11 protein-coding genes are annotated in these 12,694 nt (G+C 74.4%); 2 read left to right on the top strand and 9 right to left on the bottom strand.

The features are described from left to right. Window positions 1-441 precede the first annotated feature (441 nt). The 3 genes from JE024_RS33410 to JE024_RS33400 all read right to left on the bottom strand — a co-directional run bounded on the left by JE024_RS33410 (window position 442) and on the right by JE024_RS33400 (window position 5,292). A complete protein-coding gene (locus JE024_RS33410; protein WP_244883337.1) occupies window positions 442-855 on the bottom strand; it encodes a nuclear transport factor 2 family protein in 414 nt (137 codons plus the stop codon). Window positions 856-1,042: 187 nt separating this feature from the next. Then, the gene (locus tag JE024_RS33405; RefSeq protein WP_205377622.1) at window positions 1,043-3,907 is read right to left on the bottom strand and encodes a helix-turn-helix transcriptional regulator; all 2,865 of its coding nucleotides are present in this window, start codon (window positions 3,905-3,907) and stop codon (window positions 1,043-1,045) included. A 704-nt stretch (window positions 3,908-4,611) separates the two neighbouring features. Next, entirely contained in the window at window positions 4,612-5,292 is a 681-nt protein-coding gene (locus JE024_RS33400; RefSeq protein ID WP_205377621.1) for an NAD(P)H oxidoreductase, read from the bottom strand. Window positions 5,293-5,446: 154 nt separating this feature from the next. On the opposite strand from JE024_RS33400, the gene JE024_RS33395 reads away from it, so the two are divergent. After that, window positions 5,447-6,379, top strand: a complete 933-nt coding sequence (locus tag JE024_RS33395; RefSeq protein WP_205377620.1) for an AraC family transcriptional regulator — start codon at window positions 5,447-5,449, stop codon at window positions 6,377-6,379. Window positions 6,380-6,559: 180 nt separating this feature from the next. On the opposite strand, the gene JE024_RS41980 is transcribed toward JE024_RS33395, so the two are convergent. Further along, on the bottom strand, window positions 6,560-7,615 hold the full coding sequence (locus tag JE024_RS41980; RefSeq protein WP_205377619.1) for a GbsR/MarR family transcriptional regulator: 1,056 nt from the start codon (window positions 7,613-7,615) through the stop codon (window positions 6,560-6,562). 222 nt (window positions 7,616-7,837) lie between these two features. On the opposite strand from JE024_RS41980, the gene JE024_RS33385 reads away from it, so the two are divergent. Beyond that, a complete protein-coding gene (locus JE024_RS33385; RefSeq protein WP_244883336.1) occupies window positions 7,838-8,950 on the top strand; it encodes a serine hydrolase domain-containing protein in 1,113 nt (370 codons plus the stop codon). A gap of 76 nt (window positions 8,951-9,026) precedes the next feature. On the opposite strand, the gene JE024_RS33380 is transcribed toward JE024_RS33385, so the two are convergent. From JE024_RS33380 to JE024_RS33360, 5 genes are all read right to left on the bottom strand, one after another. Continuing rightward, window positions 9,027-9,491 carry a hypothetical protein gene (locus JE024_RS33380; protein WP_205377617.1) on the bottom strand — a complete coding sequence of 155 codons (465 nt, stop codon included), beginning with the start codon at window positions 9,489-9,491 and terminating at the stop codon, window positions 9,027-9,029. Window positions 9,492-9,711: 220 nt separating this feature from the next. Then, the gene (locus tag JE024_RS33375) at window positions 9,712-10,209 is read right to left on the bottom strand and encodes a metallophosphoesterase family protein (protein WP_205378486.1); all 498 of its coding nucleotides are present in this window, start codon (window positions 10,207-10,209) and stop codon (window positions 9,712-9,714) included. An 85-nt stretch (window positions 10,210-10,294) separates the two neighbouring features. After that, the gene (locus JE024_RS33370; protein ID WP_205377616.1) at window positions 10,295-10,441 is read right to left on the bottom strand and encodes a hypothetical protein; all 147 of its coding nucleotides are present in this window, start codon (window positions 10,439-10,441) and stop codon (window positions 10,295-10,297) included. An 81-nt stretch (window positions 10,442-10,522) separates the two neighbouring features. Beyond that, complete coding sequence (locus JE024_RS33365; protein WP_205377615.1) at window positions 10,523-11,464, bottom strand: Rieske (2Fe-2S) protein; 942 nt, start codon at window positions 11,462-11,464, stop codon at window positions 10,523-10,525. A 242-nt stretch (window positions 11,465-11,706) separates the two neighbouring features. Next, the gene (locus JE024_RS33360; RefSeq protein ID WP_244883611.1) at window positions 11,707-12,654 is read right to left on the bottom strand and encodes an endonuclease/exonuclease/phosphatase family protein; all 948 of its coding nucleotides are present in this window, start codon (window positions 12,652-12,654) and stop codon (window positions 11,707-11,709) included. Between the last annotated feature and the right edge of the window lie 40 nt (window positions 12,655-12,694).

The raw sequence follows: 12,694 nt of genomic DNA, 5'->3' as shown, positions 1-12,694 counted from the left end.
CGGATGATCCCTCACTGAATACGTCCCCCGAGTCGTGCCGTATCGATGGTTGGTGCGTGCTGCCGGTCCGCGGTGGGCGGCGGCTTCGTGCCTGTTCCGTCCGGTGCGGTGCGTCGACAGCGGTGTGGTGCGGTGTGGCCCTGGCGGGCGTGGTGTCGTGGGTTCCGGCGCCGTGGCCGGTGGCCGGCCGCGTCCGGGAGGGGACCTCTCCGGTCCCCCGGCCGCCGGGTGGCGGCACGGTGTGTTCGACGAGTCGATTCTGCGCCAGAAGTGGCGGCCCTGGCTTCGGGGTTCACCCCCGGCCGCCACCCCAGCATCATCGTTCCGTCCAGCCCCGGGCGTCCCTGGGGACGCGGCCGGGGCCCCTGTTCTCCGGTGTCAGGGTCCCGGTGTCACAGTCCAGGCGTCGGAATCCCGGTGTCAGGCGCCGGAGTCCCGGTGTCAGGCGCCGGCGGGTGCGATGTCGGTCATCCCCCAGTAGGCGCGCATCTCGCGGATGAGGCCGGAGTCCCCGATGGTGAAGACGGAGATGACGTTCACGTCGAGGCGGCTTCCGCCGGTGGGGTCCTGGGGGTTGTTGATGGTCGCCTTGAGCGGGACGGCGACGCTCGCTCCGTCCTGGGCGCCGGTGGGCACGCCCGGGACGTCGTGGGTGTCGAACTCGTGCAGGACCCGCTGGAAGTAGGCGCGCAGGGCGTCCTCGCCGGTGACGGCCGGGCCGCCGACCGGGTCGAGGACGAGGGCGGCGGTGTCGAAGAGCTTCACGACACCGTCGAGGTCCTTGTCGTTGACGCGCTCGAAGTACTCGAGAACGGTGGCCTTGCGCTGGGTCTCGTCGATCACGGGTTTCTCCATGCCATTCGGATACCGGCGTTGTGACGCGAGCGGTCGCTCGCGCGGCCACCGACGCCGTCCGGTCTGCGGTGGCCGCGCTGCGATTCTGGTGCGCCGGTCGGAGCGGCAGGTCGGGGTTCGCCCCCAGCCAGCCCCCAGTATCGGCCCCCGGGCCTGGGGTCCGGGGCGGCGGGAGCGGGCCCCGGGGTCAGTTCTGGGTCAGGGCGTCCCGGAGTTCGATGCGGGAGGCGACGCCCAGCTTCCGGTAGACCTGGCTGAGATGCCATTCGACGGTCTTGACGGTCACGAAGAGCATGTGGGCGATCTCCTGGTTGCGCTTGCCCTCGGCCGCCAGGAGGCAGACCCGGTGTTCCCTGGGGGTGAGTCCGGAGATGCCGGTGCGCGCCGTCTCGCGGACCCGTACGCCCATGACGGCGAGTTCCTGGCGGGCCTGCTTGCTCAGGGCGGTGGCGCCCATGCCGTCGGCGAGGTCGCTGGCCGCGCGGAGCCGGCGCCGGGCCTCGGCGGGCTGGCCGGCGACCCGCAGGGCGGTGCCGTACTGGATGAGCGCGGCACACTCGTCGACGGCGTCCGCGGTGCCGCCGAGCAGTTCGACGGCCTGTTCGAGGTCTTCGAGGGGCATGGCGCCGCGGGTCGCCCGGGCCCGTGCGCACAGCACGAGGGCGATCTCCCGGTCGCTGCCGAAGGCACGGGCGACGTCGAGCTGTTCCTCGGCGAGGGCGTGGGCCTCCTCCCTGCGTCCGAGGTCGCACAGGGCGTGCACGGCCTCCGTCGACGGGGAGAGGGCGGGGCACTTGGCGCCCCAGTCGTGCAGCAGTTCATGGGTGCGGAGCAGGTCGCGCATGCCGGCCTCGACCTCGCCCTGGGCGATGCGGATCTGGCCGCGGGCGACCATGAACGGCAGGAAGGTGGAGAACTGGGGTATGTGGGCGGGGATGCCGTACCGCTCGTACGCCTCGACGGCGGCGCCGACCTGGTTCCGGCGCAGGAGCACACCGACGAGGGCGAGCACGGCGAGGGGGCGGCCGAGCGCGGGGACGGAGTCGCCGCCGCTGATGCCCTTGAGGGCGCTGAGCGCGTCGACCTCGGCCTCGCCGAGCGCGCCGCGGCGCATGTTCACCAGGGCGCGCAGGGCGCGGATGTCCTCGGCGGCGAGCCGCAGGTGTTTGGCCTCGGCCTCCTGGAGGGCCTCGTCGAGGATGCCGAGGGCCTGGGTGAGCCGGCCGCAGCAGAAGAGGCAGAACGCGGCGATCCAGGACGCCTGGGCGCCGCCGTCCGGTTCGGCGACGAGGGTGCCCGGGAGCACGGAGTCCTCGCTCAGGCGGGCGACCTTGTCGGCCGGCTCGCCGTTGAGGAGGGCGGCCTGGGCCTGCTGGGCGCGGATGAGGGTGGCGGATCCCTCGGTGCCGCCGGCGCCGACGATGGCGGCGAGATCCTGTTCGGCCGCCGGTTTGGTGTTGGGCGAGAGACTCGCGAGCTTGATGAGTTCGGAGCGGAGGCGGACGGCGAGTTCGCGGTCGTGGGGTTCGACCTCGGCGTGCACACCGCGCAGGACGTCGAGTGCCTCGCCGAAGCGCATCGCCATGCTGAGGGCGCCGCTGAGGCTGAAGGCGATGGAGGCGCGGGTGACGGGGTCCTGGGTGAGTTCCATGGCCTGGGTGAGGTGTTCGACGGCCCGGGGGTCGCGTGCCCGGTGCTCGGCCTCGCCCAGCCGGATGAGGAGGTCGGGCAGCATGTCGTCGGGGACCTTCTCCTGCATGGCGCGCCGCAGGACGGAGACGGCCACGGTCGCGTTGCCGCCGGCGAGGGCCTTCTCGCCCGCGGCGACGAGGATGTCGACGGCGCGCCGGTCCTCGCTGGGAGGGGCGTGGAGCAGGTGTTCGGCGACGTGTTCGGCGGGGGCGCCGTCGCGGTCGAGGGCCTTGGCGGCGCTGGAGTGCGCCCGGAAGCGGAAGGTGCTGGGCAGGTGCTCGTAGACGGCGTTGCGCACGATGGGGTGGCGGAAGCGCAGCGGGGTGCCGTGGGCGAGGAGTCCGATGTCCATCAGCGCGCTGGCCGCGTCGGTGACCTCCTCCTGGTGGAGGCCGGTCGCGGAGGCGAGTTGGGCGAAGTCGCCGCTGGAGCAGAGCACGGCGAGGCTGCGCGCCAGGACGTTGGCGTTGTCGCGGTATCTGGGCGGGACGAGTCCGACCCAGCGGGGCAGCGCGCGGGCCAGGGTGCGCGGGGCGGTGCGGGCGGCGGCTCCGGCGCCGGGGGCCTCGTCGCCCTGGCGCTGGATCTCGATGAGGAGTTCGTTGAGGAAGAAGGGGTTGCCGCCGGTGACCTCGTGGCACATCCGGACGACGTCGGGGTCGGGGTCCCGGTTGAACACGGCGGCCAGGAGGTCGCGGACGCCGTCGCGGCTGAGGTCGTCGAGGCAGAGCGCGGGCATGCTGGGCAGGGTGATGACGTGCTCGGCGTCGGGGTCGTTGCCGTGGTGCACGGGGGCGGTGACGGCGACGCACAGGATGGGGTGCTGTTCCAGGCGGCACTCGATGTACTGCAGGAACCGGAGCGAGGGTTCGTCGGCCCAGTGGAGGTCGTCGACGAGCACCAGCACGGGGCGGCGCTGCGACAGGTTGACGAGCATCCAGTACAGGCCGCGCAGCAGCGCCTGTTCTCGGTCGGGGGCGACCTCGCCGTGGACGCCGCCGTCGGTGTACTCGAAGAGGGGTGCCGCCATGGCGGCCGGCCCCGCGAGCAGCGCCCGGCGTTCCTCGGGGCTCGCGGCGGCGAGCAGGTACTCGAAGAGCTGTCGCACCAGGCCGTAGGAGAAGCCGGATTCGGTCTCGTTGCCCCGTGCGTGCAGGACGGTGAACCCCTCGACGGACGGCAGCGAGCGGACGGCTCTCAGCAGCGAGGTCTTGCCGGTGCCGAAGCGTCCTTCGACGAGGAGCAGTCCGCCGTTGTTCTTCTGGCACTCGCGGCAGGCGTCGTCGAGGATCTGGATGTGGTGCTGCCGGTCGATCAGCGGCGTGACGTCCGACCCTGCTGATCCCCTGTGGTGCAACAAATGAGGAACCCCCGTCCTTCTTCCGTTTCGGCCCGGGTGCCCTGGTGCGGGCCCGCCCGGTGGATGTCCGCGTGGATCCGGCCTCAGCCGTCGTGACGGGGAGGGCGGTCGGATCGTGCGAGAGAGCGCCGTACGGCCGGACCGGAAGGGTGTGGCGTCGGGGGCGGTCCGGGCTCGGGGCTCAGCGGGCGGCGGGCGGGGGCGAGGCGTCGTGTGCCGTCGGCCGACGGCATGCGCCGAACACCCGCATTCGTACGAACCACAGCGGCTCCCCCAACCGTCTGGTCCTCGGCGCACCGCACCGAATGTCCCGCTGCCGGGCAGCGGGAACTCCTGTGACCTGCGGTAACTGGCTCGCCTGTGGTGCGCCGGATCGCGACTGCCAGGAGGGACGACAGCCGCCCCCACCGCAAGACTTGGCCATCATAAGGAGCAAATATGACGGAGAATTTACGAACGGCAAGATCCAGTCGACTTCTCCCGACCTCCCATGATCGACCCCGACCGTGTGCGCCGGACACCGTCCCGCACCAGCAGCCACAACGACACCACGGAGGGTTGCGCGAGGATCCGGCCGAAGTGGCCGAGGATGGCTGAAAAGTTTCGACGTGGCGACTTGATGTCCCCGCCCTGTATCCACTCCGCGACGACGCCGTCCGCCCGGTCGCGTACCGGGCGGACGGCGTCGGGACGGACCGCCGGCGTCAGACCGCCACCAGCTCCTCCGTCAGGAACTCCTCGACGAACCGGTGGGCGCGGCGGTCGAAGTCGGCGTACTTCGCCTCGCGTTCGGCCCCCGTGACGACGTCGCCGACGAGCAGGGCACCCGTGGCGTCGACGCGCTGCGGGCGCTCCTCCGCGTCGAGGAGCAGGCCGACCGCGGAGCGGGCGAAACCGCAGTAGTAGGCGATGCCGTCGCTCAGGGTCGCTTCGAGGGCCGCCCGCATGCCGTCCGCGACGGGGTCGTCGGCGGTGGCACCGGCGAGCCCCAGCCACAGCACACGCTTGCCCGCGAGGCGGGGCCTGCTGCGGCCGTAGGCGAAGCCGTAGTTCCACACCCGGTCGATCCACCCCTTGAGGATGGCGGGCACGCCCTGCCAGTAGACCGGGAAGACGGCGACGACGGTGTCGGCGTCGAGGATGCGCCGCATGTGGGCATGCGTCTCCTCGGAGTACGCCTTCTCCCGGTCGCCCCAGTCCGGCTGGTCCTGCGTGGTCATCCGGGGGTCGAAGCCCTCGGCGTGGAGGTCCAGCAGGTCGACCCGGTAGCCGGCCTCCTCCAACTGGGCGGCGGCACGGCGGGCGGTGTGCGCCGTCAGGGAATCGGTGCGGTGGTGCGCGACGACGACGAGGGCCGTCCTGACGTCGGTGCTGTGCTGCGTCACAGTGTCTCCTGGCTGGTCTCCACGCCGTTCGGCAGCGGCCGGTGCCGGTGCCGACGCGGTCTCGATCACGTCCTGGATCCAGTACAACCGCGATCCCGTGGACGATCCATGGGAGAAGCTCCATGAGACATAGGAGATCGTCTACGCTCTGTCCATGGATCCTCTGAGTGCACTGCTGAGCGGCATCCGGGCCGAGGGATCGATCGTCAGCCACGCCGTCCTGACGGCCCCGTGGACGATCAGCTTCACCGACGGCGCGCCGCTCACCATGGTCACCGTCCTGCGCGGCGGCGGCACCCTGCTGCTGGCCGACGGCACCGAACGGCCGGTCGAGGCGGGCGACACGGCCGTCGTGCGCGGCCCGGCGCCGTTCCGTCTCGTCGACGACCCCGCCACCGTCCACGGGCCGCACGCCGCCTACGAGATCGCCTGCTTCACCCCGGACGCCGACCGCACCTCCGAGGAGCTCGACGGCCTCCACTGGGACACCGAACCGCAGGGCGCGACCGCGATGATCGTGGGCGCCTACCGCGCCCCCAGCCACCGCCACGAACGGCTCATGCGCACCCTGCCGCCCGTTCTGGTGGTCCACGAGGGCGACGAGGTCTGCGCCTGGCTGGAGTCCGCCGCCACCGACGCCGTCCAGCTCTCGGCCGGTTCGCAGGCCCTGATGGACCGCCTCCTCGACTGGGCCCTGGTGTGCACGCTGCGCACCTGGTTCGAACAGGCGGGCGCCGACGCGCCCGACTGGTACCGGGGCCTCGCCGACCCCGTCCTCGCCCCCGCCCTGCGGGCCTTCCACGACCGCCCGGCCGGCCCCTGGACGGTGGCGCTGCTGGCCGCCCGGGCCGGTGTCTCCCGGGCGCTGTTCGCCCGGCGCTTCACCGAACTGATGGGCCGTCCGCCCCTGGCCTACATCACCGAGTGCCGGATGGACGAGGCCGAGGCGCTCCTGTTCGACACCGACCTCAGCATCGCCCGGATCGCCGCGTCCGTCGGCTACGCCGACGCCTTCGGCTTCAGCGCCGCCTTCAAACGCCACAAGGGCCTGAGCCCCAGCACGTTCCGGGCCGCGGCGGCCGCCTGACCCCGGGTCACGTGGGCACCGTGCCGGGCGGCACGGCGGCCGGGCGGGACCGTGGGGCAGGGGCCGGGGCGGGCCGGCGCACGTGGCCGGTCGCAGGCGGCGGGTCCGCGCGGCGGCAGGCCGTCGCACATGGTGGGACGCGGCCGGCGGGCCCGCGCCGGGTGCGGGGCGACCCGGCCGTCAGGGACGGCCGGTCGGGTCCGCTGCGGGGCGGGGCGGTTCGACGGGCCGGGCGAGCGCCGTGCGCTGGGCCGGGGTGAGCCGGCCTTGCCGGTCCCCGACCAGGAGCGCCCCGGACGGTGTGCGCCGGAGCGCCACGGGGCCGGTGGCGTCCGGCGGGTGCTCGGCGGCGTCCACGGCCGCGGCGGTGCGCCCCCTGGTCCACCCGAGGGCTCCGGCGAGTTCACCGGCGGTGAGCGGGCGGCCCGCGTGGAGGAGCGCGGCCACCACGGTGCCGGCGTCGTCGAGGATCTCGGTCGCCGACGCACCGGCCATCTCCCGGTGGACCCCGGCGAAGAACCTGCGCATCGCCTCCAGCCGCACCCCGGCGGGAGAGCCCGCGCCGAACAGCTCGATGCCCCGCCGAGCCGTCTCGGCCCACACCGCGTTCTTCCGGGCGCCGGCCCGCCAGGTGCGGAGCCAGACGCCGTCGTCGACGACATGGAACGGGCGGCGCCGGCCCGGTTCGTACCGGCGGGTGAGCACATCGAGCGCTTCGAGATACCCCACGGCCTTGGACACTGAGGCGGGGCTGACGCGCAGCCGTTCGGCCAGCTCCGCCGCGGTGAGCGCGCCGGACGGAGCGGTCACCAGACAGGCCAGCGCCCTCGCGGCCGTGCGGGGGAGCCCGGCCCCGGCCAGCACGGCCGCGAAGCCGTCGACGTACGCGTGCACGGCGGCGGGATCGGCGCCCCGCGCCGTGTCGTCGCCGGTGCCGTCGGGACCGTGGCCGAGCGGGCCGCCTGCGGCATCGGCGTGATCGGGGCCCCGAGCGGCTCCGGTGCCGGCGTCCCGCCGGGCCGCGCGCGGCGGACGGCGGTCGCGGCGCCGCCAGACGGCGGCCCGGTCGGCGTGCTCCGCGCGGTACCCGCCGCGCCCACCGTTGCGGGCGACCTCCCGGCTGACGGTCGAGGTCGGCCGCCCCAGCCGTCGGGCGATCGCCGCACACGCCAGCCCCTCGGCCAGTCCCGCCTCGATGTCCTCGCGGTCCCGCGGAGTCAGTCTCCCGCCGCCCATGTCCGACCTCCCGCCCCGGGCCCTGACGACAGCGACGCGACCTTGCGCCCGCCCCTGCGGAGCGCCCGTTGCGTTAGCCGTCACGGGCAACGCTACACAACCCCGAAATCCCTCGGGATTCCCGGACTTCGCCTGCCCGCACGGCTTCCGCGGCCACGCCCCGACCGTAGCTTTCAGGTGGAACGAAAAGTCGAGAAACGAGGGCTGTACATGGGGGTTCACATGGCTGACGACACCTCTGCCACGGGTGTCACCCGCGAGGGCGACACCGCCGTCCGGCAGGTGCTCGACGCGGCGGTGCGCGAAGGGGGCGTGCCGGGCATCCTCGCCGAGATCCGCGACGGCGGCGGGCAGTGGTACGGCACGGCGGGCGCCGCCGACACGGACACGTGCCGGCCGCGCGGGCACGGGGACCGCTTCCGGATCGGCAGCATCACCAAGACCTTCACCGCCACCGTGCTCCTGCGCCTCGTCGCCGAGGGCCGGTTGACGCTGGAGGACACGGTCGAGCGATGGCTCCCCGGCATGGTCACGGGGAACGGGCACGACGGCAGCGCCGTCACCGTCCGCCGGCTCCTCGACCACACCAGTGGGATCCACAGCCACACCAACGACCAGCCGGCGCTCAGCAGACAGGCGAGCTACACGCCCGGCGAACTGGTGGCAATCGCCCTGTCCCATCCGGCCGACTTCCCGGCGGGGACCGGCTGGGCCTACTCCAACACCAACTACGTCCTGGCCGGGCTGATCGTGGAGCGGGTGACCGGGCGGGGGCTGGCCGAGGAGATCGCCGACCGCCTCGTCCGCCCGCTGGGCCTGACGGGGACCTCCCTGCCGCTCGGCGCCGACCCGGACCTCCCCGCACCGCATGCCCGCCACTACACCCGGCTGTTCTCCCCCGACCCCGGGGCGCCGGTCCACGACGCGACGGAGCTGGAGACCAGCCCGTACTGGGCGGCCGGCGGCATGATCTCCACCGTGTCCGACCTCACCCGGTTCCTCGCGGCCCTGCTCGGCGGGGAACTCCTCGGCCCGGAGCAGCAGCGGGAGATGCTCACCATGGTCCCGACCGCGGACTGGCTCCCCCGCGCCTCCTACGGACTCGGCCTCTCCCGGCTGGTCCTGCCCTCCGGGGTACCGGTCTGGGGCATGGGCGGCGCGCTGTTCGGTTCCTGGTCGTACGTGTACGGCACCCGCGACGGCAGCCGGGTGGTCGCGGCGAACATCAACGCCGACTGGGTGCGGGGGCGTTGGGAGGATCCGGTCGGTCTCTTCACCGACCTGCTGGAGGCGGGGCTCGGCCCCGCGGCAGGCGGCGTCCAGAGCCTCGACTGACCGGCCTGCGGCAGGTCGGGCAGATCGGGCGGGTCAGACGGGTCGGGCAGATCGGCGGGTTGGGCAGATCGGCGGGTCAGGCGGCCCGGGGTGCGGAGCGGCGCTCGTGGCGGCGGCTCATCCAGGTCCGCCTGCCCTCCGTACGCGAGGGCTCCGCCGTGCGCGCCGTGCCCGCGAGATCGGCGTGGGCGCGGCTCGCCGAGCTGAAGGCGGTGTCGAAGTGGGGGTGGACGCCCATGCGGTGCCGCACGGTGGTCTCCTCGGCTTCGAGCAGACGCCGCACGGGCGCGCTGTGCGTCGCCACGGACAGCAGCACGCCCGGATTGCCGCACCGGCGGTGCGCCTGGCGCACGACCTCCGCGGTCGCGGCGGTGGACGCGGCGTCGGCCATGACGACGACCACCGGCGCGGGCCGGTGGGCACACATCAGGTCGGCGAGCCGCCGGGCCGTCTCCGCGCGCTCCGCGCGGGCCGGTTCGTCGTGGATCGTGATCACCAGGACGCCGTGGCCGAAACTCTGGGACAGCATCATCGTCTTCACGGCGCTCATCCTCCTGCTCGTCCGCGCGGCGCCGCCGTCGGCACCGCATCGGCGCGCCTGCCCGGCGGACCGCTTCGCAACTGCGGCGGAGGCGATCCGTTCGCTCAGTGCGCACCCGGCGGCGTCGCGCTTCGTTCGGCGGACAGCCGCACCGGCCGGGCGGCGCCGGTGCGGCTGTCCGCCGCCCTCGTCGAGGCGTTCACCGGCGGCGGGGACGGATTCAGCGCTGCGGAAGCCGGTGCAGGACGAGGTCCCGGAGGGTCCCCTCCCCCACCACGCACGTCATGTAGGTGCGGTACGGCTGTCGCCGGCGGTCCGTGGGCGAGCCGGGGTTCAGCAGCCGCAGACCGCCCGCGCTCGTGTCCCAGGGGATGTGGCTGTGGCCGAAGACGAGGACGTCCAGGCCGGGATGGCGCGCGGCACAGCGCTCCTCGCGCCCCCGCGCGGGCCCCGTCTCGTGGACGACGCCGAACCGCAGGCCGCCGAGCCGGGCGCGGGCGACCTCGGGGAGCCGTGCGCGCAGGCCGGGGCCGTCGTTGTTGCCGAACACACCGATCAGCCGCCGCGCCCGGGCCTCCAGCAGATCGAGGGTGGCGACGTCGACCCAGTCACCGGCGTGGAGCACGACGTCGGCGCGCTCCACCTCGCGCAACAGCTCGTCGGGGAGCCGCTTCGCCCGCAGCGGCACATGGGTGTCCGCGACGAGGAGCAGCCGCAGCGGGGACGCCTCCCCGGGCGCGGCGTCGTCCGTGGCGTCGTCCATCTCCGTACCGCCTTCCACGAGGGGCGGGGCTCCGGGCGGCTCAGTCGTCGCCGGATTCCCCGACGTCCTCCGTCGTCTCCTCCTCGCGCTCCCCCTCGGCCTGGGAGGGGGTCGTGCGGGGCGGGCCGGGCGGCCCGGTGTCCGGCTCGCGTTCGCCCTCGGCCTGGGACGGTGTCTGCTCACTCATGATCGGCCTCCGTGTCGGGGCTGTCGGGGCTGTTGCTGCTGTCGGCGCTGTCAGGGCTGCCGGCGTGTTCGGGGGACGGCGTCACGCCGCGTCGGGGGCGGAGGTGCCTTCGTCCGGGGTGCCGCGCAGCCGGGCCTCGACCCGGCCGCCGGTGACGCGGGCCTCGAAGGCGGGCTGCGGGGCCGTCGCGGGCCCGCGCACGTTCCAGCCGTCCTCCAGCCGGAAGACGCTGCCGTGCCAGGGGCACCGTACGCAGCCGTCCTCGACGGTGCCCTGGGAGAGGGGTCCGCCCATGTGGCTGCACTCGTCCGCGAGTACGTGCACCCGGTTCCCGCTCTCCCGCACGACGAGGACCGCGACGTCGTCGATGTGGCGCCGGACCGGGCTGCCGACGGGCAGGGCGGCGACCTCGCCGATGTCGTGCCAGCCGGGCTCCACCAGCTCCGGCACAGCCTCGGCGTGGTTGGCTCCGGAGGCCTGCCGGTAGGCCATGTGTCCGCCGATCGCCCCGCCGAGGCCCACGGCCGCCAGGCCGGCGAACCCGAGGGTCTTGCCCAGCGCGGTGCGGCCGCGGGAGCGGGCGACGAGGGAGCCGGTGTAGAGCCACACCCCGGTGAGGTTGGCCGCCGCGTGGACGAGGCCCACGCGCATCTGGCGGCGCTGGAGCTCGGCCCAGTCGGCCCAGCCCGCCGCGGCCGCCGGGGCGGCGGCCGCGAGGCCCACGCCGATCAGCACGCTCGCCGCCCGCCGCTGCCCCGGTACGAGGTCGAGGACCGCGGCCGAGAACCAGGTGCCGACGGGCACCTGCACCATCACCGGGTGCAGGGGGTGCCCCAGCCAACGGCCGTGCAGCACGTCCCGCCCCGGGCCCAGCGGGGCGGCCCGGACGGTGTCGCGCACCCGGTCCGCCACACCGTCCAGGGCCTGCGCCCGCTCCAGGCGGTCCATGCCGCGCAGGATCCTGCCGGGGCCCGCGGCCGACGGGAGGACCCGCCTGATCGCCCGCTGTACCGATCCGCTCATCTCAGACACCGTCCTCATGGTCCGGTCGACGCGTCAAGGACGACAGGTAACCGTTCGGCGGGCGGGGAAACGGCCGACGGCTCCGTTCGGCGGGCCCGGGGGTACGTCCGACAGGTCCGGCGGCGGGCCGGGATGAGCCCGACGGGTCGGTTCGGCGGGCCGGGATGAGCCCGACGGGTCGGTTCGGCGGGCCGGGATGAGCCCGACGGGTCGGTTCGGCGGGTCGGGCGTTCGGCCCGTGGTCACCAGGCGAACGCCGCCGCCACCGGCAGATGGTCGCTGGGCGTGGCCGGCAGCACCCACGCGCTCCTCGGCTCCACCCCCCGGGCCAGGATCTGGTCGATCCGCGCCATCGGGAAGGACGCGGGCCAGCTGAACCCGAAGCCGTCCCCGGCCTTCTCGTGGGCCGAGTCGAGCCGCGCCGTGAGGCCGTCGAACACGCGGTCGTCGGTGGTGCCGTTCATGTCGCCGAGCACCATCACCCGTTCGTTCGGCTCGGCGGCGACCGCCGCGGTGAGCGCGACCGCGCCGGCGTCGCGGGAGTCCGTCCAGAAGCCGTTGCGGGGCATCAGCCGCACCGACCCCAGGTGCGCCACGTACACGGCGAGCGGCCCCCGGTCGGTGGCGACGGTGACGCGCAGCGCCCGGGGCGGTTCCGCCGGGCGGTCCCCGGCCCGCCGGGTCTCCGCCAGCGGCCCGGCGTCGCCCCGCAGGACGTCGACCGCCCGGGAGTCGGACAGCGGCAGCCTGCTCCACAGGCCGACCGTGCCCCGCACGGTGTGGTGCGGGTAGGCCGCGGCCAGTTCCTTCCGGTAGGTCTCCGTGGCCTGCGGGGTCATCTCCTGGAGGGCCAGCAGGTCCGCCCCGGAGGCGGCGAGGTCGCGTGCGGTGCCCGCGGGGTCGGGGTTCTCGGCGTTGACGTTGTGGCTGACCACGGTGAGGTCGCCGCCCGGCGCGGATCCGCCGGCGAGCAGTCCGCCGAAGAGGCTCAGCCAGGCCGTGACCGGCAGCAGCAGGGCGATCAGCGCCGTGGCCGAGCGGTGCCACAGCGCCGCGGCGAGCAGCACCGGGACGAACAGCCCGAGCCACGGCAGAAACGTCTCCACCAGGCTGCCGAGACCGCCCCGGTCCGTGACCTCGGCGTGGAGCAGCAGGAGCAGGCCGAGGCCCAGGGCCAGGGCGGCGAGCAGCGGCCCGCGCTTCCACGGTCCCGGCCCGAAGAGGCCGCGG

The sequence above is a fragment of the Streptomyces zhihengii genome, assembly GCF_016919245.1.
GTDB lineage: Bacteria > Actinomycetota > Actinomycetes > Streptomycetales > Streptomycetaceae > Streptomyces > Streptomyces zhihengii.
The sequence above is the reverse complement of the archived record's forward strand: the minus strand, read 5'-3'. Positions and strand labels throughout refer to the sequence as shown.

Coding starts and splice junctions, on each gene's coding strand:
- JE024_RS33410 (WP_244883337.1), bottom strand. CDS start 855: ATGGAGAAACCCGTGATCGACGAGACCCAGCGCAAGGCCACCGTTCTC.
- JE024_RS33395 (WP_205377620.1), top strand. CDS start 5,447: ATGGATCCTCTGAGTGCACTGCTGAGCGGCATCCGGGCCGAGGGATCG.
- JE024_RS41980 (WP_205377619.1), bottom strand. CDS start 7,615: ATGGGCGGCGGGAGACTGACTCCGCGGGACCGCGAGGACATCGAGGCG.
- JE024_RS33385 (WP_244883336.1), top strand. CDS start 7,838: ATGGCTGACGACACCTCTGCCACGGGTGTCACCCGCGAGGGCGACACC.
- JE024_RS33370 (WP_205377616.1), bottom strand. CDS start 10,441: ATGAGTGAGCAGACACCGTCCCAGGCCGAGGGCGAACGCGAGCCGGAC.
- JE024_RS33365 (WP_205377615.1), bottom strand. CDS start 11,464: ATGAGCGGATCGGTACAGCGGGCGATCAGGCGGGTCCTCCCGTCGGCC.